This window comes from Acidovorax sp. Root267 (assembly GCF_001429215.1).
Classification (GTDB): domain Bacteria; phylum Pseudomonadota; class Gammaproteobacteria; order Burkholderiales; family Burkholderiaceae_C; genus Acidovorax; species Acidovorax radicis.
On the sequence record NZ_LMJC01000032.1, the window covers coordinates 1 to 25149 of the forward strand.

Annotated in this window: 22 protein-coding genes, 1 rRNA gene and 1 pseudogene; 15 read left to right on the forward strand and 9 right to left on the reverse strand. The window is 65.5% G+C overall.

From position 1 onward, the window contains the following. Nucleotides 1-86 (forward strand): 5S ribosomal RNA (gene rrf / locus ASE39_RS22035); the annotation flags it as partial. Nucleotides 87-191: 105 nt separating this feature from the next. On the opposite strand, the gene ASE39_RS27215 is transcribed toward rrf, so the two are convergent. From ASE39_RS27215 to ASE39_RS22055, 6 genes and pseudogenes are all read right to left on the reverse strand, one after another. Beyond that, a partial coding sequence (locus ASE39_RS27215) for a class II glutamine amidotransferase (protein ID WP_242421533.1) occupies nucleotides 192-487 on the reverse strand: 296 nt, incomplete at its 5' end. A gap of 1 nt (nucleotide 488) precedes the next feature. Next, nucleotides 489-1059, reverse strand: a pseudogene (locus ASE39_RS22040) (class II glutamine amidotransferase); the annotation flags it as partial. 207 nt (nucleotides 1060-1266) lie between these two features. Next, nucleotides 1267-2742 (reverse strand): DHA2 family efflux MFS transporter permease subunit, encoded by a 1476-nt coding sequence (locus ASE39_RS22045; RefSeq protein WP_057272551.1) that lies wholly within the window; start codon nucleotides 2740-2742, stop codon nucleotides 1267-1269. Between the two features lie 165 nt (nucleotides 2743-2907). Then, nucleotides 2908-3096 carry a 4-oxalocrotonate tautomerase gene (locus tag ASE39_RS22050; RefSeq protein WP_010466444.1) on the reverse strand — a complete coding sequence of 63 codons (189 nt, stop codon included), beginning with the start codon at nucleotides 3094-3096 and terminating at the stop codon, nucleotides 2908-2910. Nucleotides 3097-3237: 141 nt separating this feature from the next. Further along, nucleotides 3238-3483, reverse strand: coding sequence for a cysteine-rich CWC family protein (locus ASE39_RS26125; RefSeq protein ID WP_082607009.1), 246 nt, complete (start codon nucleotides 3481-3483; stop codon nucleotides 3238-3240). Between the two features lie 317 nt (nucleotides 3484-3800). Then, the gene (locus ASE39_RS22055; RefSeq protein ID WP_057272674.1) at nucleotides 3801-6011 is read right to left on the reverse strand and encodes a malate synthase G; all 2211 of its coding nucleotides are present in this window, start codon (nucleotides 6009-6011) and stop codon (nucleotides 3801-3803) included. Nucleotides 6012-6277: 266 nt separating this feature from the next. Here ASE39_RS22055 and ASE39_RS22060 point away from each other — a divergent pair, with 266 nt between their 5' ends. The 3 genes from ASE39_RS22060 to ASE39_RS22070 all read left to right on the forward strand — a co-directional run bounded on the left by ASE39_RS22060 (nucleotide 6278) and on the right by ASE39_RS22070 (nucleotide 9946). Next, entirely contained in the window at nucleotides 6278-8203 is a 1926-nt protein-coding gene (locus tag ASE39_RS22060; RefSeq protein WP_057272552.1) for an acyl CoA:acetate/3-ketoacid CoA transferase, read from the forward strand. 136 nt (nucleotides 8204-8339) lie between these two features. After that, nucleotides 8340-9272: a LysR family transcriptional regulator gene (locus ASE39_RS22065; protein ID WP_010466440.1), complete on the forward strand. Its 933-nt coding sequence runs from the start codon at nucleotides 8340-8342 to the stop codon at nucleotides 9270-9272. 29 nt (nucleotides 9273-9301) lie between these two features. Then, the gene (locus tag ASE39_RS22070; protein ID WP_057272553.1) at nucleotides 9302-9946 is read left to right on the forward strand and encodes a response regulator transcription factor; all 645 of its coding nucleotides are present in this window, start codon (nucleotides 9302-9304) and stop codon (nucleotides 9944-9946) included. Between the two features lie 146 nt (nucleotides 9947-10092). On the opposite strand, the gene ASE39_RS22075 is transcribed toward ASE39_RS22070, so the two are convergent. Beyond that, on the reverse strand, nucleotides 10093-12765 hold the full coding sequence (locus ASE39_RS22075; protein WP_057272554.1) for a PAS-domain containing protein: 2673 nt from the start codon (nucleotides 12763-12765) through the stop codon (nucleotides 10093-10095). Nucleotides 12766-12994: 229 nt separating this feature from the next. Between ASE39_RS22075 and ASE39_RS22080 the strand changes: the two genes are divergently transcribed. Together ASE39_RS22080 and ASE39_RS22085 are read left to right on the forward strand one after the other, a co-directional pair. Beyond that, on the forward strand, nucleotides 12995-14362 hold the full coding sequence (locus ASE39_RS22080; RefSeq protein ID WP_010466437.1) for a dicarboxylate/amino acid:cation symporter: 1368 nt from the start codon (nucleotides 12995-12997) through the stop codon (nucleotides 14360-14362). A 220-nt stretch (nucleotides 14363-14582) separates the two neighbouring features. After that, complete coding sequence (locus ASE39_RS22085; RefSeq protein ID WP_057230028.1) at nucleotides 14583-15029, forward strand: DUF2214 family protein; 447 nt, start codon at nucleotides 14583-14585, stop codon at nucleotides 15027-15029. A 78-nt stretch (nucleotides 15030-15107) separates the two neighbouring features. Here the strand turns inward: ASE39_RS22085 and ASE39_RS22090 are convergent, their stop codons facing one another. Next, nucleotides 15108-15413 carry a PsiF family protein gene (locus ASE39_RS22090; RefSeq protein ID WP_010466435.1) on the reverse strand — a complete coding sequence of 102 codons (306 nt, stop codon included), beginning with the start codon at nucleotides 15411-15413 and terminating at the stop codon, nucleotides 15108-15110. Between the two features lie 146 nt (nucleotides 15414-15559). Next, nucleotides 15560-16081 carry a hypothetical protein gene (locus ASE39_RS22095; protein ID WP_010466434.1) on the reverse strand — a complete coding sequence of 174 codons (522 nt, stop codon included), beginning with the start codon at nucleotides 16079-16081 and terminating at the stop codon, nucleotides 15560-15562. 79 nt (nucleotides 16082-16160) lie between these two features. Between ASE39_RS22095 and argS the strand changes: the two genes are divergently transcribed. The 9 genes from argS (at nucleotide 16161) to ASE39_RS22140 (ending at nucleotide 24816) form a co-directional block, all read left to right on the forward strand. After that, on the forward strand, nucleotides 16161-17939 hold the full coding sequence (gene argS / locus ASE39_RS22100) for an arginine--tRNA ligase (RefSeq protein ID WP_057272555.1): 1779 nt from the start codon (nucleotides 16161-16163) through the stop codon (nucleotides 17937-17939). A gap of 9 nt (nucleotides 17940-17948) precedes the next feature. Next, a complete protein-coding gene (locus tag ASE39_RS22105; RefSeq protein WP_010466432.1) occupies nucleotides 17949-18596 on the forward strand; it encodes an SPOR domain-containing protein in 648 nt (215 codons plus the stop codon). Between the two features lie 66 nt (nucleotides 18597-18662). Next, nucleotides 18663-19319, forward strand: coding sequence for a thiol:disulfide interchange protein DsbA/DsbL (locus ASE39_RS22110; protein WP_057272556.1), 657 nt, complete (start codon nucleotides 18663-18665; stop codon nucleotides 19317-19319). A gap of 108 nt (nucleotides 19320-19427) precedes the next feature. Beyond that, the gene (lptA, locus tag ASE39_RS22115) at nucleotides 19428-20087 is read left to right on the forward strand and encodes a lipopolysaccharide transport periplasmic protein LptA (protein ID WP_057272557.1); all 660 of its coding nucleotides are present in this window, start codon (nucleotides 19428-19430) and stop codon (nucleotides 20085-20087) included. A 65-nt stretch (nucleotides 20088-20152) separates the two neighbouring features. Then, complete coding sequence (gene lptB / locus ASE39_RS22120; protein ID WP_057230024.1) at nucleotides 20153-20896, forward strand: LPS export ABC transporter ATP-binding protein; 744 nt, start codon at nucleotides 20153-20155, stop codon at nucleotides 20894-20896. After that, entirely contained in the window at nucleotides 20896-22485 is a 1590-nt protein-coding gene (locus tag ASE39_RS22125; protein ID WP_057272558.1) for an RNA polymerase factor sigma-54, read from the forward strand. Before lptB ends, ASE39_RS22125 begins: the two co-directional genes overlap by 1 nt. 84 nt (nucleotides 22486-22569) lie before the next feature. Beyond that, entirely contained in the window at nucleotides 22570-23052 is a 483-nt protein-coding gene (locus ASE39_RS22130; protein WP_057272559.1) for a thioesterase family protein, read from the forward strand. Next, on the forward strand, nucleotides 23049-24341 hold the full coding sequence (locus tag ASE39_RS22135) for a THUMP domain-containing protein (protein ID WP_057272560.1): 1293 nt from the start codon (nucleotides 23049-23051) through the stop codon (nucleotides 24339-24341). The genes ASE39_RS22130 and ASE39_RS22135 overlap by 4 nt, the downstream gene beginning before the upstream one ends. Further along, nucleotides 24331-24816 (forward strand): putative toxin-antitoxin system toxin component, PIN family, encoded by a 486-nt coding sequence (locus ASE39_RS22140; protein WP_057272561.1) that lies wholly within the window; start codon nucleotides 24331-24333, stop codon nucleotides 24814-24816. The genes ASE39_RS22135 and ASE39_RS22140 overlap by 11 nt, the downstream gene beginning before the upstream one ends. Nucleotides 24817-25149 lie beyond the last annotated feature (333 nt).

The following is a 25149-nucleotide window of genomic DNA, read 5'->3' on the forward strand; positions in this document are numbered from 1 at the left end:
CTCCTTCCCATCCCGAACAGGACAGTGAAACGACTTTGCGCCGATGATAGTGCGGGTTCCCGTGTGAAAGTAGGTCATCGTCAGGCTCTTACAGCCCAGAAAACCCCAGTCAGCAATGACTGGGGTTTTTTGCTTTGGGGTCGTGAAATCCTTTGGAGCGGTGACATCCAAAGTGCTTCATTCATTGAGGCTCAGAGGCTCAGCCGCCGGCCTTGCTCGAATACCAGCAGTTCTCCCTTGCCAAAGGCTGTCCACGTCTCGTTGGTCGTCAGCGGGCTCGTCACGATCACTGCCACTTCGTCCTTCTCGCTGGTCTCTCGAGAGAAATCCAGCCGAACGTCTTCGTCGCTCAGCTGGGCTTGCCCGAACGGGTGCCGCCTCTCTATGTAGTACAGGCTCGTCGAGGCATGGCTCCACAGCGCCTGGCCGTTGGACAGCAGGAAATTGAACGTCCCGCGTGGGCATATGTGGGCCGCCAATTCCTTGANAGTACAGGCTCGTCGAGGCATGGCTCCACAGCGCCTGGCCGTTGGACAGCAGGAAATTGAACGTCCCGCGTGGGCATATGTGGGCCGCCAATTCCTTGAGTGTCAATGTCAGCTCAGAAATGGAGGGCACGCTGGCATGTGACTTAGCCAGTTCCTGCATGATCCAGCAGAAGGCATGCTCACTGTCGGTATCTCCCACAGGCCGGAAATGCGAGTGCAGGCGCGGTCGAAAATCCTTGAGATCACCGTTGTGGGCAAACACCCAGTAGCGCCCCCATAGCTCACGCACAAAGGGATGGCAGTTTTGCAGGCTGACCACTCCCTGGGTCGCTTTGCGGATATGTGCGATGACGTTCTTGCTCTTGATCGGATAGCGGCGGATCAGCTCCGCCACTGGGGAGTCCACCGCCGCCAGATGGTCCACAAAGTGCCGCAGCCCCTTGTCTTCGAAGAAGGCAATTCCCCAGCCGTCGCTGTGGTGGTCGGTCTTTCCACCACGTTGTGCAAACCCCGTGAAGCTGAAAGTCACATCGGTGGGCACGTTGCAGTTCATGCCGAGCAGTTGGCACATGGCTTGAATTCCGTTTCGGCTGGGTAGTGAGAATGGGAGATGGCTGGCAATCCACCGGTTTCAGCTATTGCCGCAAAAAGGAAAGGCAAACAGCCACTCCGTTTATAGCGCCATGACGGTGGGCTCTGTGGGAAAAGTGTGGACGCGCAAGCAGGTTGTGGGCTGAGCAGTACCGAAGCACCTCCTTGACCCGCGCGATCGAGCGGATCAGGCGCCATGCGCAGAGGAACTCGCCTCGCGCAATTGCCATGCCGCCACCAAGGCCAGCAAACACAAAAAGGTCAGCATCAAAAAAGTCTCACCGAAAGCGGCGATCCGTGCCGTGTTGCTGGCTCCGGCTGCCAGCGATGCACCGTGGGCACCCAGCCGCCACTCGAGGACGATGCCGCAAAGACTCACGCCTGCAGCACCCCCGAGCATGCGCAGAAAACCGATGGCACTGGAGCCTTGGGAGATCAGCGACTTGTCCAGGGGTCGCATGGCGCCCAGATTCAGCGAAGGCAGGATGAACCCCAGGCCAATGCGTCCCAGAATGGCAAAGGCGACCAGCATCCACAGTGAAGAGTTCAGCCCCACGAACACCATCAATCCAAAGGACAGCGCCAGCAAACCCAGGCCGATGCTGACGAGGAGGTGGGTCGGCTGCCGGTCTGCGAGGCGGCCCACCAAGGCGATGGTGGCCGCGAGGACAAAACCGGCGGGCAGCATGAGTGTGCCCACGTGCGAGGCGGACAGCTCCAGACCCAGCTGCATGAACACCGGCAGCAGATACGTCGAGCCAAACAACGCCGTGCCATAGATGAAGGCCACCACGCTGCCCATCGCAAACTGTCGGTACTGGAACAGGCGCAGATCCATTAACGGCTTGCGCCCCCTGCGAAGGAGCGTGCGCTGCCAGGCGATGAAGCAGCCCACTGCCACCACCGCGCCCAGCAACAAGATCCCGGCCTCGGATGCGGAGCCGCCATGCAACGACACCAGTCCATTGAGCAGGCACAGCGTGCCCACGGTGCCCAGAAGCAGGCCGCGCCAGTCCAACGCCTCTCCCTGGCGATTGGCCTCCACGCCACCGGGCGCGGTGACGGGCACAAATTTGTAGGCCAGCGCAATGGACGCCAGGCACAGTGGCACGACCATGAAGAAGATGGAGCGCCAGCCAAACCAGTCCACCAGCAGACCCCCGATGCTGGGCCCGATGGCGGGTGCCAGCACAACGCCCATGCCAAAGATGCCGCTGGCGCGCCCCTGCTCGTGGGGTTTGAAGGCGTAAAGAATGATGACGGCCGGGATGGGTTGAACAACGCCTGCCGCCAGGCCCTCCGCCACCCGGGCGACCAGCACCAGACCGAAGTCCTGGGCCAGTCCGCCGCCAATGCCACCCGCCAACAGCAGCAACATGGCGCCCACGTAGGTGGCGCGGTACCCGTAGCGCGACAGCAGCCAGGGTGTGGTGAGCATCGAGACCGTGGTTGCGACCATGAACCCCGATGTGACCCACTGCGCCCGTTCCTGGCCCAGCGTGAAGTAGTGGCTCATGTCGGGGATGGCCACGTTCACGATGGTGGACGACATGATCGACGCCATCGTGCCCACCATGACGGACAGCAACACCAGCCAGCGATAGCGCTCTCCGTAGCGTTCCCGCAATACGGCGAGGGATCCTGAGGGCGGCTGCGTGGTCATGGGGTGGGTCTCGGGGCAACTATCCGGTCTGAGAGGCAACGGCCGTCAAAAATGCGCAAAACCCACGCGAGGGCCGTCCCCCTGCACTCCCCGCGTGTCTCCCTTCCCGAATCGCGCAGCGAGTCGAGAGAAGGGGGCGGTGGGCAGTGCCTCAGGGGGTTGCCTTCAAGTCCTTTCGGACCAGAGCTTGCCACCCGTAGCCCAGTTCTCACGCTTGATGTCGGTGATCAGAATGTCCACGGACTCGGGCGAGCCGCCCAGTATTTCGACGGAGACGCGGGTGATTTCCTCCACCAGTTTCTTCTTTTGTTCGACCGTGCGGCCTTCCATCATTTCGACGTGGTACGTGGGCATGTCAGCTTCCTTGCAATATGGGTGGGTGAACAAACAGGACTCATGCAAATCAGGATGCGACAGCCGTCTCGCCTTGGGGTGAGCCGCTTGCCTGAGGCCTGTTTTGCGAAAGTCACAACAAAAATAAAAACAAAGGCGAAATCATATCGACGCGGGCTGCGGTGGTGGCTGCCCCCCGGATGACCCGCAGGCCGGACAGATGCAGGTCTTGCCCCGCTGCTCGGGTGGCAGGGCGGTCAGTGCCTCGGGGGCGATGGTGTGGGGTGCCATGCACCAGCAGCTCTCGGCGGGCTGCCCTGCGGCGATCGCGCAAAGGTTCGCCTGCCCACACAGGGGGCAGACGGATGCTGCGGCCGCGTCGGCCGCGTTGAACGAGCGGGAGGTCATAGGCAGATGGGGCGCGTTGAGGGGGCGTCATGCCCGCGAATGCCAGCATGTCGTGAGCCAGTGTACGGCGCAAGCGCAGGCGCCGATGCGGAGCCGGCCTGCCTGGGCTGCCTCTGACCGGGGCCGGTTCCCTCAAGCCTGCGACATTTCAGTCGATCGGCTTGGGTTCCGTGCAGTGCGGTCGAGAGGCGGTGAGGGAAGTTTCAAGCAAAAATAGCAGCTAGCGCTTGACTATCATGCGCTAGATGCTATCAAAAAAAGAGTAATCACCCTTTGTAAAGCGCGCCCCATGCCCTTGCGCGCTCCACAGCCTCCGCTCAGGCCGCCTGTGCCGCTTTCAGCTTCAGGCGCCAGGCGTGCAGCAGTGGCTCCGTGTAGCCGCTGGGTTGCTCTTCGCCCTTGAGCACCAGGTCCAGCGCTGCGCGGTAGGCGTAGCTGGTGTCAAAGTGGCCCGCCATGGGCTGGTACAGCGGGTCGCCGGCATTCTGGCCGTCCACCACCGCAGCCATGCGCTCGAAGGTTTCCTTGACCTGGGCAGGTGTCACCACGCCGTGCAACAGCCAGTTGGCCATGTGCTGGCTGCTGATGCGCAGCGTGGCGCGGTCTTCCATCAGGCCCACGTTGTGGATGTCAGGCACCTTGGAGCAGCCCACGCCCTGGTCCACCCAGCGCACCACGTAGCCCAGAATGCCCTGGGCGTTGTTGTCCAGCTCCTGCTGCTTCTCGGCGTTGCTCCAGTTCGGGGCGGCGGCCACGGGCACGGTGAGCAGGCCGGTCAGCAGGTTGTCGCGCTCGGCGTTCACGTCGGTCTTTTCCAGCTCGATCTGGATGTCGCTCACCTTCACCTGGTGGTAGTGCAGCGCGTGCAGCGTGGCGCCCGTGGGGCTGGGCACCCAGGCCGTGTTGGCGCCGGCCTTGGGGTGGGCGATCTTCTGCTTGAGCATCTCGGCCATCAGGTCGGGCATGGCCCACATGCCCTTGCCGATCTGCGCCTTGCCGCGCAGTCCGCAGGAGAGGCCCACGAGCACGTTGTTCTTCTCGTACGACTGGATCCAGGCGCTGGTCTTCATGTCGCCCTTGCGCACCATGGGGCCGGCGTGCATGGCGGTGTGCATCTCGTCGCCGGTGCGGTCCAGGAAGCCGGTGTTGATGAAGGCCACGCGGGCCGATGCGGCGGCGATGCAGGCCTTCAGATTGACGGACGTGCGGCGCTCCTCGTCCATGATGCCCAGCTTCACGGTGTTGGCAGGCAGGCCCAGCAGTTGTTCCACGCGGCCGAACAGGTCACTGGCAAAGCCCACTTCGGCGGGACCGTGCATCTTGGGCTTGACGATGTAGACGCTGCCCTTACGGGAGTTGCGGATGCCGTCTTTGCCGTGCCCTTGCAGGTCGTGCAGCGCGATGGCGGTGGTCACGACCGCGTCCATGATGCCTTCAGGGATCTCGCGCACCTGGCCCTGCGCGTCGGTCCACAGGATGGCCGGGTTGGTCATCAGGTGGCCCACGTTGCGCAGGAACATGAGCGAGCGGCCATGCAGGCGCACTTCGCCACCAGCCGGGCCGGTATAGACGCGGTCGGGGTTCAGTCCGCGCGTGATGGTCTTGCCGCCCTTGGCGACCTGCTCGGTCAGCGTGGCCTGGATGATGCCCAGCCAGTTGCTGTAGCCCAGCACCTTGTCCTCCGCGTCCACGGCGGCCACGGAGTCTTCCAGGTCCAGGATGGTGGACAGGGCCGCTTCCAGCACCAGGTCGCTCACGCCCGCGGCATCGGTCTGGCCGATGGGCGTTGCGCGGTCGATCTGGATGTCAAGGTGCAGGCCGTTGTGCTGCAGCAGCACCGACTTGGGCGCAGCGGCATCGCCCTGGTAGCCCTTGAACTGCGATGCGTCCTTCAGGCCCGTGGTGCTGCCGTTGGCGAGCGAGACGACCAACTGGCCGCCTTCGACGCGGTAGCCGGTCGAATCCTTGTGCGAGCCGCTGGCCAGGGGCGCGGTGTCGTCCAGCACCTGGCGCGCAAACGCGATCACCTTGGCGCCGCGCACAGGGTTGTAGCCCTTGCCCTTTTCGGCACCGTCGGTCTCGGGGATGGCATCGGTGCCGTACAGCGCGTCGTACAGGCTGCCCCAGCGGGCGTTGGCGGCATTCAGTGCGTAGCGGGCGTTCAGGATGGGTACCACCAGCTGCGGGCCGGCCTGGGTGGCCAGCTCGTCGTCCACGTTGGCCGTGGTGGCCTTGACGTCGGCGGGCTGGGGCACCAGATAGCCGATCTTTTCGAGGAAGCCGCGGTAGGCCACCATGTCCTTGATGGGGCCGGGGTTGGCCTTGTGCCAGGTATCGAGCTCGGTCTGCAGGCGGTCGCGCTCGGCCAGCAGGGCGATGTTGCGCGGGGCCAGATCGGCCACGATGGCGTCAAAACCCTTCCAGAACGCGGCGGCATCGACACCCGTGCCGGGCAGCACCTTGTCGTCGACAAAGCGGTACAGGGAGGTGGCCACTTGCAGGCCGTGGATTGCGGTGCGGTCGGTCATGGGGGTGCCTTGGGTCTTGAAGGTGAATGGGGAAAAAGCAGCAGGGCCCACACGGGTGGACCCCATGAGCCAGACTGTATTGCAAATGTTTGCCCACATAAATACGCTGAAAAGCTCGAAACCAATGACTTTTAAGCAAAACTGGTGACAGTCCGTAATTGCACGGAATGGCGCAGCGACTGGTAAAGCACTACGCTGCGCCAAGTGCCGGGGCGAAGGACGGAGACCCCGGCGCAAAAAAAATGACCCCAACGGGAGACAAAACCATGCAGGCACCCCTGGCCGCTGGCGCGCTGAACGCTGCCTACAAGAACAAGATCGTCAGCGCCGCCGACGCGGTGTTGCTCATCCATGACGGCGACACCGTGGCCACGGGCGGCTTTGTGGGCATTGGCTTTGCCGAGAGCATTGCCGTGGCGCTGGCCCAGCGCTGGGAATCGACGCAAACCCCGCGCGACCTCACGCTGGTCTACGCCGCAGGCCAGGGCGACGGCAAGCAGCGCGGCCTCAACCACCTGGGCCATGCGGGCCTGCTCAAGCGTGTGATCGGCGGGCACTGGAGCCTGGTGCCGCGCATCCAGAAGCTCGCGGTGGACAACCAGATCGAAGCCTGGAACCTGCCGCAGGGCGTGATCACGCATTTGTTCCGCGACATCGCTGCCGGCAAGCCCGGCACGCTCACGCGCGTGGGCCTGGACACCTTCGTGGACCCGCGCCACGGCGGCGGCAAGCTCAACGCGCGCACCACCGAAGACCTGGTGCGTATCCTCCCCATCGACGGGCAGGACTACCTGTTCTACAAGGCCTTCCCCATCCACGTGGGCATCATCCGCGCGACCACGGCCGACGCGGACGGCAACCTCACCATGGAGCGCGAGGCGCTCACGCTCGAAGCGCTGGCCATCGCCATGGCCGCGCGCAACTCGGGTGGCGTGGTCATCGCGCAGGTCGAGCGCATTGCAGAGCGCGGCACGCTCAACCCCCGGCAGGTGAAGGTGCCCGGTGTGCTGGTGGACGCCGTGGTGCTGGCCACCGAGCCCGCGCACCACCACCAGACCTTTGCCGAGCCCTACAGCGCCGCGTTCGCGGGCGAGCTGCGTGTGCCCGTGGACACGCTCGAGGCCATGCCGCTCACCGAGCGCAAGATCATCGCCCGCCGCGCGGCGCTGGAGCTGCGCCCGCACCAGGTGGTCAACCTGGGAATCGGCATGCCCGAGGGCGTGGCCAACGTGGCGGCCGAAGAGCGCATCATCGACCTCGTCACGCTCACGGCCGAGCCCGGCGTGATCGGCGGCATCCCCGCAGGGGGCCTGAACTTCGGCGCCGCCGTGAACCCGCAGGCCATCATCGACCAGCCCAACCAGTTCGACTTCTACGACGGCGGTGGTCTCGACATCGCCATCCTGGGCCTGGCGCAGGCCGACCAGCACGGCAACCTCAACGTGAGCAAGTTCGGGCCGCGCCTGGCGGGTGCGGGCGGCTTCATCAACATCAGCCAGAACGCCAAGACCGTGGTGTTCGTCGGCACCTTCACGGCGGGGGCGCTGCAGGTCGAGGCGGTCGACGGCCACCTGCACATCCTCCACGAAGGCGGCGCGCGCAAGCTGGTGCGCGAGGTCGAGCACCGCACCTTCAGCGGTGCCGAGGCCCTGCGGCGCGGCCAGCGTGTGCTGTACGTCACCGAGCGCTGCGTGTTCCGCCTGGTGCCCTCGGGCGAGGAGGGCGGCGGCGGCGCGCTGGAGCTGATCGAGCTGGCGCCCGGCATCGACCTGCACCGCGACGTGCTGGCCCACATGGCGTTCACGCCGCGCATCAGCCCCGGACTGCAGACCATGGACCTGCGCCTGTTCGAGCCGGGCCCGCTGGGCTTGCGCGAGCAGCTGCTCAATCGTCCGCTGGTGCAGCGCTTCGAGTTGGACGCTGCGCGCCAGCTGCTGCACATCGACTTCTCGGGCCTGCAGATCAATACGGCCACCACCATCGACGCCATCGAGCAGGAGGTGCGCCGCCTGCTCGCCCCCCTCGCGTTGAAGGGCGAGCGCGTGGGGGTGATCGTGAACTACGACCATTTCACCATCGTGCCCGACCTGGCCGATGCCTACGCGGCCATGGTGCAGGGCCTCACGCGCGACCACTATGCGGAGGTCAAGCGCTATGGCACGGTGGGATTCTTGAAGTCGCGCTTGCTTTGATTGCTATATAAATAATAGCTAATTGCGCATGTCCATAAAGCGCTGGAGCCTGTTTTTTCTCTAAAAACCAGTGTGCATAGCGTGCCGCGCGGCGCGGCTGCCCGGCCGCCCACCGATGTCTCCATAATCACCGCCCATGGACAAACTCAAGGCCTTCGAATCCTTTGTGTCGGTGGCCACGCGCGGCAGCCTCACGGCAGCCGCCAAGGCCGAGGGCGTGGCACCCGCCATCATGGGCCGTCGGCTGGATGCGCTCGAAGAGCACCTGGGCGTGAAGCTCTTGGTGCGCACCACCCGCCGCATCAGCCTCACGCACGAGGGCAGCGCGTTTCTGGAAGACTGCCAGCGCCTGCTGTCCGACGTGGCGAATGCCGAGGCCAGCGTGTCCGAAGGCGGCGTCAAGGCAACGGGCCATTTGCGCATCACCGCCCCGGCTGGTTTTGGCCGCCGCCATGTGGCGCCGCTGGTGCCGCGTTTTCGCTCGGCGCACCCGGACGTGACCATCTCGCTCAACCTCAGCGACCGCGTGGTCGATCTGGCTGGCGAAGGTTTTGACTGCGCGGTGCGTGTGGGCGACCTGCCCGACTCGTCGCTCGTGAGCGTGCGCATCGCCGACAACCGCCGCCTGTGCGTGGCCACGCCCGAATACCTGGCCCGGCGCGGCACCCCGCGTGCGCCGGGAGAACTCGTGCAGCACGACTGCCTCACGCTGTCGAGCGACGCATCGCAGACGCGCGGCTGGGCGTTCCGGGTGCCCCTTGCGGATGGCGCCACGGAGGTCATGCATCTGAAGCCCGGCGGGCCGCTCGACTGTTCTGACGGCCAGGTGCTGCACGACTGGTGCCTGGGCGGCTGGGGCATTGCCTGGCGCAGCACCTGGGAGGTCGAGGCCGAGATCGCCGCCGGCCGCCTGGTCGCGGTGCTGGAGGACTTTGCCGCGCCGCCCAACGGCATCTACGTGGTCTTCCCCCAGCGCAAACACCTGCCGTTGCGCGTGCGGCTGTGGATCGACTTCCTGAAGCACCAGTACGCACAGCCCGCGTTCTGGAAAGGTCCCCAGGGCGGCTGACCACCGCCCCGTGGCAGACTGCACATTCCATGTCCGAGCCCACGCTCCTCGTCGCTGACGACCACCCACTGTTCCGCGCGGCCGTGCTGCACGTGCTGCGCGATCGGCTGCCCCAGTACCGCACGCTGGAGGCGGCCAGCGCCGCCACGCTGGGCACGGCGCTGCAGGAGCACCCGGAGATCGAGCTCGTGCTGCTGGACCTGAGCATGCCCGGCACACGCGGCTTCTCGGCCCTGCTGCATGTGCGCGGCGAATACCCCGAGCTGCCGGTGGTGATCATTTCGTCCAACGACCACCCGCGTGTCATCCGGCGCGCGCAGCAGTTTGGTGCGGCGGGTTTCATCCCCAAGTCCGCGCCCGCCGAGGCCATGGGCGACGCCATCCAGGCCGTGCTCGACGGCGGCAGCGGGTTTCCGCCCATGGCGGCCGAGCGCTCCGAGGCCGACGCCGAGCTGGCCGCGCGGCTGGCGCAGCTCACGCCCCAGCAGTTCCGCGTGCTGCTGTGCCTGGCCGACGGGCTGCTCAACAAGCAGATCGCCGCCGCACTGGGCCTGGCCGAGAACACCGTCAAGGTGCATGTCACCGCCATCCTCAAGAAGCTCGCGTGCTACAGCCGCACACAGGCTGCGGTGCTGGTCAAAAGCCTGGAGACGGAGGACGGTGTTTCGGATTGATGGACGGTAGTTTGTGGCAGTTTTTTTGAGTAAAAATGGCCGCTAGCGCTTATGTGTAAAACGCTTGTTGCTATCAAAAATGGAGCGATTGGATTGCTACCCCACAACGGGGCCCGGCGCGATGCGCGAGACGCCGCGCCAGCGGCTCAGGGGGATGACCCTTGCCTCAGCCGCAACAACGTCTGGCTCATCAGCGCCCGCAGCGCTGGCGCCCGCACCGGCTTGGCCAGAAAGCCCCAGCCGCGTTCGGCGGCCTGGCGGCGCAAGGTGGCGTCGCGCTCGGCGGTGACCAGGATCACGGCGGGCGTCTGCCCCCAGCGCTGGCACAGCGCGGCATAGACATCGGGGCCGTGGTGGCCGGGGCCCAGGTGCACGTCCAGCAGCACCAGTTGCGGGGCCTGGTCGGGTTGGGCCTGGGCCAGCGCTTCGGGCGCACCAGCGGCCAGCGGCACTTGGCAGCCCCAGCGTTCCAGCAGGGCCCGGGTGGCGGCGCAGGTGGGGCCGTCGTCCTCGATCACCCAGGCGCTGCTGCCCTGCAGTGGGGCGTCGTCACCCTGTTCAGGCAATGTGGTGGCGGGGCCGACGGGTTGCACGGCGGCCGGGTCGCCCAGCGGCACGCGCACCGAAAACACGCTGCCCCGCCCCAGCTGCGAGCGCAGGCCGATCGGGTGGCCCAGCAGGCGGCCCAGGCGCTCGACAATGGCCAGGCCCAGGCCTGCGCCCCGGTCGCCGCCCTGGCCCTCGTCGAGGCGGCGGAACTCCTCGAAGATCTCGCGCTGCAGTGCCTCGGGGATGCCCGGGCCCTGGTCATGCACCTCGATGCGGACATGGTGGTCACCCTCGCGGCGGCAGCCCACCACGATGCGCCCGTGCCGGCTGTAGCGGATGGCGTTGGAGACAAAGTTCTGCAGGATGCGGCGCAGCAGGTTTTCGTCGGTGCGGACCACGGCGGTGGTGGGCACGCAGCGCAGTGCGAGGCCCCGGCTCTCGGCCAGTACCCCAAAATTGTGGCCCAGCACCTGCAGCAGCGGGCCCAGCGCCACGTCGCGCACACGCACGTCGAGCTGCCCCGACTCCATGCGCGCGATGTCCAGCAGGCTGTTGAGGATCGCGTCCTGCGAGGCCAGCGCGCCGTCGATGCTGTCCACCGCATGCTGCTCGGCATCGCCCTGCAGGTGGCCGCGCAGCAGCGAGGTGAACATGCGCGCTGCGTTCAGCGGCTGCAGCAGGTCGTGCACGGCGGCCGCCACAAAGCGGGTCTTGTAGCGGTTGGCCTGCTCGGCTTCGCGCCGGGCGGCATCCAGGTCGCGCGTGCGGTCGGCCACACGCTGCTCCAGCGCGTCGGCCAGGCTGCGCAGTTCGCGCGCGGCGTTCTTGTAGCTGGTGATGTCGGCGTAGCTGGTCACAAAGCCGCCTTCGGGCAGTGGGTTGCCCCGGATCTCCAGCACCGTGCCGTCGTCCTTGGCGCTTTCGTGCAGGTGCGGCGTGCCGCTGCGCAGATGGGCCAGCCGGCGTGCAATGGCCTCGTCCACCGGGCCAAGCCCCAGCAGGCCCCGGCGCGCGTTGTGGCGCAGTAGGTTGGCAATCGGCTGGCCCACGCGCATCAGGTCGCCGGGAAAGCGAAACAGCTGCACGTAGCGCGAGTTCCAGGCCACGAGGTTCAGGTCGGCGTCGATGATGACCACGCCCTGCGGCAGGTGTTCCAGGCTGCGCGACAGCCCCGTATCGGTCTGCTGTGCGGCCTGCTGCGCCGCCTGCACGATGCCGTCCTGTGCGGTGCGCAGTTCCTGGGCATGCTGGTGCAGCACGGTTTCCAGCTCCTGGCGGCTGCGCTGGCGCAGGCTGGACAGGCGCTGGCGCTGGCGCACGAACAGCACCAGCAGGCCGAGCGCCAGCCAGCCGCCCGCGCCCGCCGCGGCGGCCCAGCGGCTGTCCGCGAAGCTGTTGTGTGTCTCGTGCAGCAGGTGCAGTTGCCATGGGGTGCCGGGCAGTTGCTGGGTCTGCCATAGCACGCGGCCGGCCAGGGCGGGGGCCTGTACGCTGACCAGCCGGCCGCCGTGGTCCATGGTTTCCACCACGCGGTATTCCAGCGGGCGCAGCGGCTGCTCGGCGTATTGCCGGGTGGCGTTCAGCTCGCGGCGATCCTCGTCGTCCAGTGGCTCCAGCAGGCGGTAGCGCCACACGTCCTGGCTGGCCAGGAAGACCACCCCATGTGCGTCCGAGGCGAGCACGATGTCCGTCGTCTGCAGCCATTCACGCTCCAGTTCCTGCAGGGCGATCTTGATGACCACCAGGCCCAGCGTGTGGCCGCTGTTGTCGCGGATGGCCTGCGACAGGAAGTAGCCGGGCTCGCCCGTGGTCACGCCGATGCCGTAGAAGCTGCCGCGCCCCTGCGCCAGCGCCTGCTGCACATAGGGGCGAAAGCTGTAGTCCACGCCCACATTGCTCGTGGCCGTGCGCCAGTTGCTGGCCGCGAGGGCCAGGCCGTCGCGGTTGAGCAGCGTGAGCGTGGACGACTGGCTGGCCCCGTTGGCCTGCTCCAGCTTGTGGTTGAGCTGCTTCACGTCGGTCGTGCTGAGGGGGCGGCTCAGGGCATCGCGAAGCTGCGCGTCCAGGGCCAGTACCTCGGGCAGGGTGCGGTAGCGGTCGATGCGCTGGGCCAGCGCCTGGCCATACAGGGCCAGCTGGCTCTGTACGCTGCTGTTTTCGTCGTGCAATGAACGCTGCCAGGCCCACTGGCCGGCCGCGAGCATGCTGCCCACCATGCCCCCCAGGAGGATCAGCAGGGTCCAGAATTTTCGGAGGCGGGGCGTCGTCATGGGGAAAAGGGGTTCCTGGCGCAGTCCAGAGGCTGAGATGTTGCGGGAGCGAGTGTGCCGCACCTTGCCCAAGTGCTAGGGGTTTTCCCTATATTGGGGCAAGCGGTGCCCTATGGCGGTGCCAGCGACTAATACCAATAGGTTATCGGCCCAAACAGCGTGCAGCGGTACAAACGGCCACCTTGACGCACCCCGGTGGTGCAGTCCTTCGTGATTTCAGGAGACATCCATGCACGCCATTTCCGCCCCCACAGCCCACCCCGTGCGGCTGCCCTTTTACCGGCAACTGTATTTCCAGGTGGTGGTCGCCATCGTTCTGGGGGTGTTGCTGGGCCATTTCGAGCCCGCCTATGGCGAGGCGCTCAAGCCGCTGGGTGATGCGTTCATCAAGCTGGTCAAGATGATCATCGCCCCGGTGATCTTCCTGACCATCGTGACCGGCATCGCGGGCATGTCGCAGCTCTCCACCGTGGGCCGCGTGTTTGGCAAGGCCATGGCGTATTTCCTGTTCTTCTCCACGCTGGCCCTGGTGGTCGGTCTGGTGGTGGCCAACGTGGTGCAGCCCGGCGCGGGCATGAACATCAACCCGGCCGACCTGGACCAGACGGCCGTGAAGACTTACGTGGCCAAGTCGCACGAGATGTCGCTCACCGGCTTTGCGATGGACATCATCCCCAAGACGCTGGTCAGCCCGTTCGTGGGCGACAACATCCTCCAGGTGCTGCTGGTGGCAGTGCTGTTCGGCATCGGCCTGGCCATGGTGGGTGAGGCAGGCCGCCCGGTGCAGAACTTCCTGGAAGCCCTGACGACCCCTGTGTTCAAGGTGGTGGGCATCGTGATGAAGGCCGCGCCCATCGGTGCGTTCGGTGCCATGGCGTTCACCATTGGCAAGTTCGGCCTGGGCTCGCTCGTCAACCTGGCGTGGCTGGTGGGCTCGTTCTACATCACCTCGCTGCTGTTCGTGGTGGTCATCCTGGGCTTTGTGGCCCGGCTGTGCGGTTTCTCGGTGTTCAAGCTGTGCCGCTACCTGAAAGCCGAGCTGATGCTGGTGCTGGGCACCTCGTCGTCCGAGTCGGCTTTGCCTTCGCTGATGGAGAAGATGGAAAAGGCCGGCTGCAGCAAGTCGGTGGTGGGCCTTGTGGTGCCTACGGGCTACTCGTTCAACCTGGACGGCACCAACATCTACATGACGCTGGCCGCGCTGTTCATCGCCCAGGCCACCAACACCGAACTGACGCTGGGCCACCAGGTGGCGCTGCTGCTGGTGGCGATGCTCAGCTCCAAGGGCGCGGCCGGCGTGACCGGCGCGGGCTTCATCACCCTGGCCGCCACGCTGGCGGTGGTGCCCGAAGTGCCCGTGGCCGGCATGGCGCTGATCCTGGGGGTGGACCGCTTCATGAGCGAATGCCGCTCGCTGACCAACTTCATTGGCAATGCGGTGGCCACCGTGGTCGTCTCGCGCTGGGAAAACGCGCTGGACCATGAACGCCTGGACGCCGCACTGAACGGCCATCCCCTGCCAGCCCCAGCCTCGGTGGCGGAGCCGGTGGTGGCCGCAGATGTGCCGGTAGGTGCGATGGCCCGCACGGTGGCCTGATCGCGCGGTCTTCAGTGCTTCATCCAGGCGGTGCAGGCTCTCGGGCTTGCACCGCTTTTTCGTTTCGACTGCCCCGAAGCTGCGGCTTCGCATGAACACAGGCATGCCGCGTCCGACAGCGAGGCGACTTTCTCCCGCACGCCTCAAGCACAATGGCAGCCGCCCCGGTTTTTGAAAGGTCGCTCGCACTCAAGGCACGGGGGTATTGCAAAGGAACCCTATGACCCTCGAAGCCGTACTCGCCGCCCTGCACCTGGTGGCCATCCTGACCTTTGTGGTCTTTCTTTCGAGCCAGGCTGCCCTGTGCCGCATGGAATGGATGAATGCTGCCGTGGTCGAGCGACTGGCCCGGCTGGACGTGATCTACGGCGTGGCCGCCGTGCTGATGATTGCCAGTGGCCTGGCGCGCCTGGCCTGGGGCATCAAGGGCATGTCCTGGTATGTGTCCCAGCCCATGTTTCACATCAAGATCACCATCGTGGTGGCCATGGCCATCCTGTCGATCTGGCCGTCGATCATGTTTAGGCGCTGGCGCGGCAACCTGCGGGCCACGGGCGCCCTGCCCGACGCACTGGAGGTGAAGAAGGTGCGCCGCCTGGTGATGATCCAGTCGCATGTGCTGCCCGTGGTGGCGGTGATCGCGGTGTTCTGGGCGCGGGGCTGGTAGTTCGTACACTCCGCCACGCACAAAAAAGCCGCTGACCCGAAACGGGCAGCGGCTTTTTTTGTGGGCGGGGTGCCGGGCTTACTTGCTCTTCAAACACTCGCTCATGAAGGCCTTGCGTTCGTCGCCCTTGAGCGTCTTGGCTTTTTCGTCGGCGTTGCAGGTCTTCATCTTGGTCTGCTGCTTCTCTTGCTTGTTGGCAGACAGGCATTCCTTCATGAACGCCTTGCGCTCGTCGCCCTTGAGCGTCTTGGCCTTTTCGTCGGCGTTGCAGGTGGCCATCTTGGATTGTTGCTTGGTCGGCGCCTTGGCGTCTTCGGCGGCGTGCGCGCCTGCGCCCAGGGTCAGGGCCAGGCCGAGTGCAGTCAGGGAAATCAGCTGTTTCATGGAAGCTCCTGGAGTGAATGCGTTATTGGTGGGTCCCGGCGGAATTGCACCATAGAACGCAGCGCGGGACAACGCGGAAAAGCCGTGCGGCGATGCGTTTGTGGTGTGATTGCGTGGCGCATTCCTTGGCGCACTTGTCTCCGCATTCACCTGGGCGTTTGCGCCGAGGCTGCGGCGGCCTTGTGAAATGTGCTCAGCGTGCGCTGCAGGATGTGCGGGTTGTGCGCCAGTCCCGCCAGCGAAACCACCACATCGCCGCCTTGTTGCCAGCGTTGCAGGGCCAGGGAGATGACACGCAACGCAGAGACTTTGTCCGAGGTATGCAGCCTGACCACGATGCGATCGTCGCTATCAAGGCGCACACGCTCCATGGCCTCCCAGGGCACGGGTTGCGGGTCCTCGTCCCGCAAGTCGGTGATGCCCGTTTCGTCGATGACCACCGCAGGCTCCCTGTTTTTGTGCGCCTCCAGGGCGCCCCGGCCCAGCGTCCACGCAAGACAGAACGTGCAGAAAGCGGCAAACGAAAACAAGACGGTGAACAGCCGGTCGTCAAACACCAACGCCATGAAGATGGCATAGGCCGTAAGGATGGCCATCAACACCGCAAAAGGCACCTGAAAAAACAGGGTCCAGCGGCGTCGATACAGCAGGATGGGATGGGGCTGCATGCGCAATGTCCTGTTGGATGGGGGCTGGCGCTTATTGTGCCTTTGGCTGGCAGGTTGGCGGCCCCCGTAAAATCCGCCGATGCTCACTGCAAAAAATGAATTGCTCGCGGCCCTGGCCGGCGAGCTGGAAAAACTGTCGCCCGGCTCTGCGGGGCGTGCTGCGTTCGAATCCCCCAAAGTGGCCGCGCATGGCGACTTTGCCTGCACCGCCGCCATGCAGCTGGCCAAGCCGCTCAAGCTCAACCCGCGCGCGCTGGGCGAGCAGCTCAAGGCGGCGCTGGAGGCCACGCCGGCCTTCACCCGCTGGGTCGATGCCATCGAGATCGCGGGCCCGGGCTTTCTGAACATCCGCCTCAAGCCCGCCGCCAAGCAGGAAGTGGTGCGCGAGGTGCTGTCCGCTGGCGAGCGCTTTGGCTACCAAAAGGACAACGGCCAGCGCGTGCTGGTCGAGTTCGTCTCGGCCAATCCCACCGGACCCCTGCACGTGGGCCACGGCCGCCAGGCGGCCCTGGGCGACGCGATCTGCAACCTGTTCAGCACCCAGGGCTGGAACGTGCACCGTGAGTTCTATTACAACGACGCGGGCGTGCAGATCCAGACGCTGACCACCAGCACCCAGCTGCGCGCCAAGGGCTTCAAGCCCGGTGACGAATGCTGGCCCACCGACCCGGAGAACCCGGCGTCCAAGGCGTTCTACAACGGCGAGTACATCCAGGAGATCGCCAACGACTTCCTTGCCAAGAAGACCGTCAAGGCCGACGACCGCGAGTTCACCGCCAGCGGCGATGTGGAAGACCTCGAATCCATCCGCCAGTTCGCCGTGGCCTACCTGCGCAACGAGCAGGACAAGGACCTGCAGGCCTTCAACCTGAAGTTCGACGAGTACTACCTGGAGTCGAGCCTGTACACCAGCGGCCGCGTGGACGCCACGGTGAACAAGCTCGTCGCCAACGGCAAGACCTACGAGCAGGACGGCGCGCTGTGGCTCAAAAGCACGGACTACGGCGACGACAAGGACCGGGTCATGCGCAAGAAGGACGGCACGTACACCTACTTCGTGCCCGACGTGGCCTATCACATCGCCAAGTGGGAGCGCGGCTTCACCAAGGTTGTCAACATCCAGGGCACCGACCACCACGGCACCATCGCCCGCGTGCGCGCCGGGCTGCAGGCGGCCGACGTGGGCATTCCGCAGGGCTACCCCGACTACGTGCTGCACACCATGGTGCGCGTGGTCAAGGGCGGCGAAGAGGTCAAGATCAGCAAGCGCGCGGGCAGCTACGTCACGCTGCGCGACCTGATCGAATGGACCAGCAAAGACGCGGTGCGTTTCTTCCTGCTCAGCCGCAAGCCCGACACCGAGTACACCTTCGACGTGGACCTGGCCGTCGCGCAGAACAACGACAACCCGGTGTACTACGTGCAGTACGCCCACGCGCGTATCTGCTCGGTGCTGTTGCGCGAACGGGGCTTCACTGAGGAAATCGTCACTGCCCAGGCAAGCTTGCTGGCCCTCTCCGAGGAGCAGGTGCGTGTGGAGCTGTTGGGTAAGGTGACTTCCGAACTGTATGCGGCGGACTTGTCTTGCCTTGACAGCGCACCCGCCCAGGCGCTGATGCTGCAGCTGGCCAAGTACCCCGAGATGCTCACGGCCGCCGCCGACGGGGAGGCGCCGCACGACGTCACCTTCTACCTGCGCGACCTGGCCGCCAGCTACCACAGCTACTACGATGCCGAGCGCATCCTGGTCGACGACGAAACCGTGAAGAAGGCCCGCCTGGCGCTGGTCGCGGCCACCGCACAGGTATTGCACAATGGCCTGGCCGTGCTGGGCGTGTCGGCTCCAGCCAGAATGTAAGCAGTCACTATGAAGAAACAACAGACGGGCGGGACCATCATCGGCTTCATCGTGGGGGTCATCGTGGGCCTGGGCGCCGCATTGGCGGTGGCCGTGTATGTGGCCAAGGTACCGGTGCCCTTCCTCAACAAGGGCAATGGCCGGGGCGTGGATATGGACGCTGCCGAATCCCAGAAGAACAAGAACTGGGACCCGAACTCGCCGCTGTATGGCAAGAACCCGGCGCGCGCGCCCGCACCGCCTGCGGCCACAGTCGCATCGGCCCCTGCCACGGCAGCGCCGCCACCAGATGTCCGTGCCGCGGCGTCCGCACCCAAACCTGCTGCCAGCAAGCCCGAGGCCAAGGCCGAAACCAAGCCGGGCGCGGACCCACTGGGTGATCTGGCGGTGGCCAAGGCGGCCGCCAAGGGCAATCTGGACCCGTTTGACTACTTTGTGCAGGCCGGGGCATTCCGCACCCAAGTCGACGCCGACGCCCAGCGCGCCAAGCTGGCCATGCTGGGCTGGGAGGCGCGCGTGAGCGAGCGCGAACAGAATGGCCGGGCCGTTTTCCGCGTACGTGTGGGCCCATTCACCAAGCGCGACGATGCCGAGCAGCTCAAGGAGAAGCTCGATGGCGCCGGGGTGGAGTCGGCGCTGGTGCGCGTGCAGCGCTAGCTGCTCTGAACTTTTTGCGGGGGCATGGCTCACATCCCCCAGACCTGTAACAGGAGAGTCTTTGTCATGAAACGCCGTGAGTTTTCTTTGTCCGCCGCTTCGGCGGTTGCTGCTTCCGCCCTGACGCTGCCAGTGGCCACCCCCGCGCTGGCGCAGGCCCGCCAGTTCAAGGAGGGCAAGGACTTCCGGCGGCTGGACAAGCCCGTGGCGCCCGATGCGCCTGCGGGCAAGGTCGATGTGATCGAGTTCTTCTGGTACAGCTGTCCCCATTGCAACGCCTTTGAGCCCACGCTCGATGCATGGGTGAAGGCTGCTCCCAAGGACCTCTCCATCCGCCGCATGCCCGTGGCTTTCAACGCGAGCTTCGTGCCGCAGCAAAAGCTCTACTACGCCCTGGAAGGCATGGGCAAGCTCGAAGCCCTTCATGCCAAGGTTTTCCGTGCCATCCATGTGGAAAAGCAGAAGCTGGCCAAGGACGATGAAATTTTTGCCTGGATGGCCCAGCAGGGTGTGGATGCCGCCAAGTTCAAGGAAATCTACGGCTCGTTCACTGTGTCCAACCAGGTTCGCCGTGCGTCGCAACTGCAGGATGCCTACGGCGTAGAGGGCGTGCCGTCGATGGGCGTGGCTGGCAAGTTCTACACCGATGGCACCATGGCCGGCAACATGCAAAACGTGCTGCAGGTGGTGGAACATCTGGCGGCGGTGGCCCGCAAAGGCTGACGGTTTTCTGCCGACCGCCCCGTCCTCTTGGTTAAAGCCCGCACTTGCGGGCTTTTTTCATGGAGGAATGCGACGGGGTGGCTACAATGATTGCAAGATTCGTGCCCTATGAACCATCGCCTCCTTCCGATCCTCCTGCTCGCGGCCCTGGCCTGCACCCTGGGTGTGGCCCACGCCGAAAAGGCCGACCGCGCCAAGCCCATGAACATCGAGGCGGACGCTTTGCGCCACGATGAACTCAAGCAGACCAGCGTTTTCTCTGGCCGCGTGGTCATGACCAAGGGCTCCATCGTGCTGCGCGGTGCGCGGCTGGATGTGCGCCAAGACGCCGACGGCTACCAGTACGGCGTGGTCACGGCCGAACCCGGCAAGCGCGCCTTCTTCCGGCAAAAACGCGACACCCTGGCTGGCGCACCCGACGAGTTCATCGAAGGCGAGAGCGAGGTCATCGAGTACGACGGCAAGGCCGACAACGTGCGCTTCATCACCCGTGCCGAGCTGCGCCGCTACCGGGGTGCGGTGCTCAGCGACGAAATCACGGGTGCCGTGATCGTCTACAACAATCTGACCGACGTGTTCTCGGTGGACGGCAAGCGCACCACCACCAACGCCGCAGGCGATGCCCCCGCACCCGGCAGCCGAGTGCGCGCCGTGCTGGCACCCAAAGACCCGCCGCCTGCAGCGGCAGCTCCCGAGGCGGCCCCCTCTGCCTCGGCACCGGCACCGGCACTGCGCCCCAGCAACAGCCTTGGCGGCGGCGCCAAGTGAGTGGGCCTGTCGTGAGTACCGGACCTGACGCCCAGGCGGGCAGCCGCTTGGGGCCTGATTCCCAGATGGGCAGCCGCCTGGAGGTGCAGCACCTGGCCAAGTCCTATGGCAGCCGCAAGGTGGTCAAGGATGTGTCGCTGGTGGTGCAAAAGGGCGAGGTCGTGGGGCTGCTGGGCCCCAACGGCGCGGGCAAGACCACCTCGTTCTACATGATCGTAGGGCTGGTTCGCAGTGACGAGGGCGATATCCGCATCGACGGCCATTCGGTGGCCCACATGCCCATCCACCGGCGTTCGCGCTTGGGCCTGTCGTACCTGCCTCAGGAAGCCTCGATCTTTCGCAAACTCACGGTCGAAGAGAACGTACGCGCCGTGCTGGAATTGCAGCGTGGCGAGGACGGCCAGCCACTCGCGCGCGACGCCATCGAAGAGCGCCTGACGGCCCTGCTACAAGAATTGCGCGTGGACCACCTGCGTGCCTCGCCCGCCATGGCGCTGTCGGGCGGTGAGCGCCGCCGTGTCGAGATCGCCCGGGCCCTGGCCACGCAACCGCGCTTCATCCTGCTGGACGAGCCCTTTGCGGGCATCGACCCCATCGCCGTGATCGAGATCCAGCGCATCATCGGCTTCCTGAAGGCGCGCGGCATCGGCGTGCTCATCACCGACCACAACGTGCGGGAAACGCTGGGCATCTGCGACCACGCCTTCATCATCAGCGATGGCCGAGTGCTGGCCCAGGGCACGCCGTCCGAGATCGTGGACAACGCCGAAGTGCGCCGGGTGTACCTGGGCGAACATTTCCGCATGTGATGAAGCCTGGACTCTCGCTGCGCGTCTCGCAGCATCTTGCACTGACCCCCCAGCTTCAGCAGTCCATTCGGCTGCTGCAGTTGTCCACGCTCGAACTCTCGCAGGAAGTCGAGCAGATGCTCGACGAAAACCCGTTCCTCGAACGCAATGCCGACGAAGCTCCGCGCGAGGAGTTTGGCCTCGAAGCCGCCGACACGCCCGCGCAGCCCGATGAGTACAGCGCCGATGATGCTATTTTTTCAGGAGCTACCAGCGCAAGCAGTACAAGCGCTGAGAGCCAAAATGATGCTGAAACGCCGAGTGCGGGTGCCGACGAACCCGACTGGAGCGGTGACGGCACGGTAGAGATGGCGCCCAACGACGCCGAGTGGGGCGGCGATGCGCCTGCCCGCAACCGCAACGACTCCGAAGGCGACGAGGCCGATGCAACCGAACTGGCCCGCTCGCACGAATCGCTGACCGCCTTTTTGCACCGCCAGGCGCTGGCGCTGCGCTTGTCTGAGATCGACCGCGCCGCGCTGCGCTTTCTTATCGAATCGCTCAACGACGACGGCTACCTCGAAGAACCGCTTGAAGAGCTGGCCATCTGCCTGGCCGGGCCCGACGACCTGGAGCAGATCGAGGAACTGGTGCACCGCTTCACCGTCGCCCAGCGCCTGCTACAGAGCCTGGAGCCCGTCGGCGTGGGCGCGCGCGGCCTGGCCGAATGCCTGACCTTGCAGCTCAAGGCCCTGGCTGCGGACGAAGACAGTGAGATCGACCCCGACACCGTGCAGACCGCACTGCGCGTGTGCCAGCAGCCGCTGGAGATGCTGGCCCGCCGCGACATCCGCCGCCTGACGCAGCTGTGTGGCGACGGCGAGGAACGCACCCGCGCCGCCATGGCCCTCATTGCCCGGCTGGAGCCGCGCCCCGGCCGCCGTTTTGCCGATGTAGAGCGCAACATCATCGTGCCCGACGTCATCGTGCGCAAAGCCGGACGCGCCAACGGCCGTGACGGCCAGCACAACTTCATCGTCGCGCTCAACCCCGACGTGATGCCCCGCCTGCGCGTGCACGACATCTATGCCGGCGCCCTGCGTGGCCACAAGGGCGGCGAAGGGCACCAGGGCATGCAGCAGCGCCTGCAGGAGGCGCGCTGGTTCATCAAGAACATCCAGCAGCGCTTTGACACCATCCTGCGCGTCTCGCGCGCCATCGTGGAGCGGCAAAAAAGCTTCTTCACCCACGGCGAGCTGGCCATGCGCCCGCTGGTGCTGCGCGACATTGCCGACGAACTGGGCCTGCACGAATCCACCATCAGCCGCGTGACCACCGCCAAATACATGGCCACGCCGATTGGCACGTATGAGCTGAAGTATTTCTTTGGCTCGGGCCTGGGCACTGAGACCGGCGGCAACGCATCCAGCACCGCCGTGCGCGCGCTCATCAAGCAGTTTGTGGCCGCAGAAAGCCCCGCCAAGCCGCTGTCCGACAGCCAGATCGCCGAGATGCTCAAGGAGCAGGGCATCGAATGCGCACGCCGCACCGTAGCCAAGTACCGCGAGGCGCTCAAGATCGCGCCGGCCAACCTGCGCAAGGCGCTGTAGGTCCACTCGCAGAGGGGCACGCAGGGGTGTGCGCCCGGTTGTGTGTTTCCGTTCAATTGTCTTTTTACTACCCGCCGCCCCGCCATGGCCCGCATCGTCTTCGACCTTCCCCCGCACTTCGGATTCACCACCGAAATGCAGATCTACATCAGCCACGTCAACCAGGGCGGGCACCTGGACAACGCGCAGTTGCTGAGCCTCGTGTCTGAAGCGCGGGTGCGCTTCTTCCAGTCGCTGGGCTACCCCGAGGCCGATGTGGGTGGGCTGTCCATCGTGGTCGGCGACATCGTGGCGCAGTACAAGTCTGAAGGTTTCCATGGCGAGACCATGCGCGTGGAGATGGCGCCTGCGGACTTCAACCGCTATGGGTTTGACCTGGTCTTTTGCATGACCGAGAAGACCTCGGGCCGCGAGGTGGCGCGCGGCAAGATCGGCATCGTTTTCATCGGCAAGGCCGACCGCAAGGTGGCGCCGATCCCGGACTCCATCCGCCAGTTGCTGCTGGCCCGTGCGGGCACGCCGGATTCACACGCACTTTCCGAGCGCGTATCCTCACCAACGTCATGAATCAACTCCAACTTTTTCTCCCTTGCGCCGCCGGTGTGGAGGGCTTTCTGGCCGACGAGGTGCATGGCATCACCGGCCTCACGGGGCAAGACCTGCTGGTCGGCCGTGGCGGCGTGCTGCTGCGCGCGTCCTGGCGGGAGGCGCTGCTGCTCAACCTGCACAGCCGCCTGGCCCAGCGCGTGCTGGTGCAGCTGGCGCACCGCCCGTACCGCTCTGAAAACGACCTGTATGCCGCCGCCAGCGACGTGGCGTGGGAGATCTGGTTCACCACGCGCCAGACCTTCAAGGTCGAGGTGACGGCCCAGCACAGCCCGCTGCAGAGCCTCAACTTCGCGGGCCTCAAGGTCAAGGACGCCGTGGCCGACCGGTTTCGCGCCAAAAGCGGCGTGCGCCCCGATGTGAACACGCAGTGGCCCGACGTGCGCATCCACCTGCACCTGACCACGGAAGAAGCCACCATCTACATCGACACCTCCGGCGAGCCGCTGTTCAAGCGTGGCTGGCGCGAGGACAAGGGCGATGCCCCGCTGAAGGAGACCCTGGCCGCCGCCATGATCGCCGCCAGCGGCTGGGACCCGCACGGTGACAACCCCCAGCCGCTGTACGACCCCTGCTGCGGCAGCGGCACCATCGCCATCGAGGCCGCGCAGATCGCCTGCCGCATCCCGGCGGGCATGCTGCGCCGCTTTGCGTTCGAGAAACTGCTGCCGTTCCAGGCCCATGTCTGGACTGCTATTAAAAACGAAGCTGAAGGCGCAATACAGACAAGCGCTGTGCCCATATTTGGCAGTGATGTGGCCCACCGCATGGTCGATTTTGCCCAGCGCAATGCCGAACGTGCGGGCGTGGCCGACGCCGTGCAACTGCGCGGTGGCGACGCCCTGCAGCGCATGCCGCCGTGCGACCAGCCCGGCGTGATGCTGCTGAACCCGCCTTATGGCGAGCGCATTGCCGCCGCCGGTGCCGCAGGCCAGAACGCCAACGAACGCGCGGCCGAGCGGGCCCTGGGCGCCAGCGTGGGCCGCGAAGCTGCGCACACCGATGATGGTGGCGAGTTCTTCAGCCAGCTGGCCGCCCACTGGAAGAAGAACTACAGCGGCTGGACGGCCTGGATGCTCACGCCCGACCTCAAGCTGCCCGGCAAGATGCGTCTGAAGGAGTCGCGCCGCGTGCCGATGTGGAACGGCCCCATCGAATGCCGCATGTTCCGCTTCGACATGATCAAGGGCGCCGTGCGCGACCGCGCTGCAAAGGCGGCGCCAGAAAACGGCCCGGGCAATGCGGGTTGAACTGCGCCTGCCCGCCGAGGCCCCGGCGGGCGAGCCCGCGCGCCCCGTGGTGGTGGACACCAACGTCGCGCTGGACCTGCTGATCTTCAGCGACCCGCGCACCGTGCCGTTGCGCACGCTGCTGGCCCAGGGGCGCCTGTCATGGATTGCCACGCAGGTCATGCGCGACGAACTGGAGCGTGTGCTGGACTATCCACACATCGTGGAGCGCATGAACTACTACCGGGTGGATGCAGCGCAGGTGCTGGCAGCGTTTGATGCGCAGGCGTGGCTGGTGGAGATTGCGCCCAAGGTGGCCTATGTGTGCAAGGACGCGGATGACCAGAAGTTCATTGACTTGGCGGCGGCTCACCGGGCGATTTTGCTGAGCAAGGACAAGGCGGTGATTTGTATGCGCAAGCGGTTGCTGAGCCTGGGCGCGGATGTGGCGACGGAGTTGGTGCTGGAAGAAGCGTCCGTCGCTGCAGTGGCTTGATGCGGCCGTCACTGGAAGGATCGGTATGGGACCATTGGGTTTTCTAGTCCTCTCAGGCTTCTTCGCGTACCTTGCATTCGATGCGCGCCAGTTTGAGCGAACGTCGGACCATACGATCTGGGCTGTACCGCCATCTTCTGGTCGGGCTGTCGGAGTGGACCCCCTGTCACGCGCTGAACAGGAGGGGTTGCAGGCGAACAAGTTCACTGCCATCGGTGGCATTCCTGGCCTCTACTGGGCCTTTGTTGTGCTCTCGCTGGGGTGTCTGGGCGTAGCCATCTGGCTGTGGTTCGTCTAGCGCTTCTGAAGATCCAGTCTCCCTGCCCGGCGACA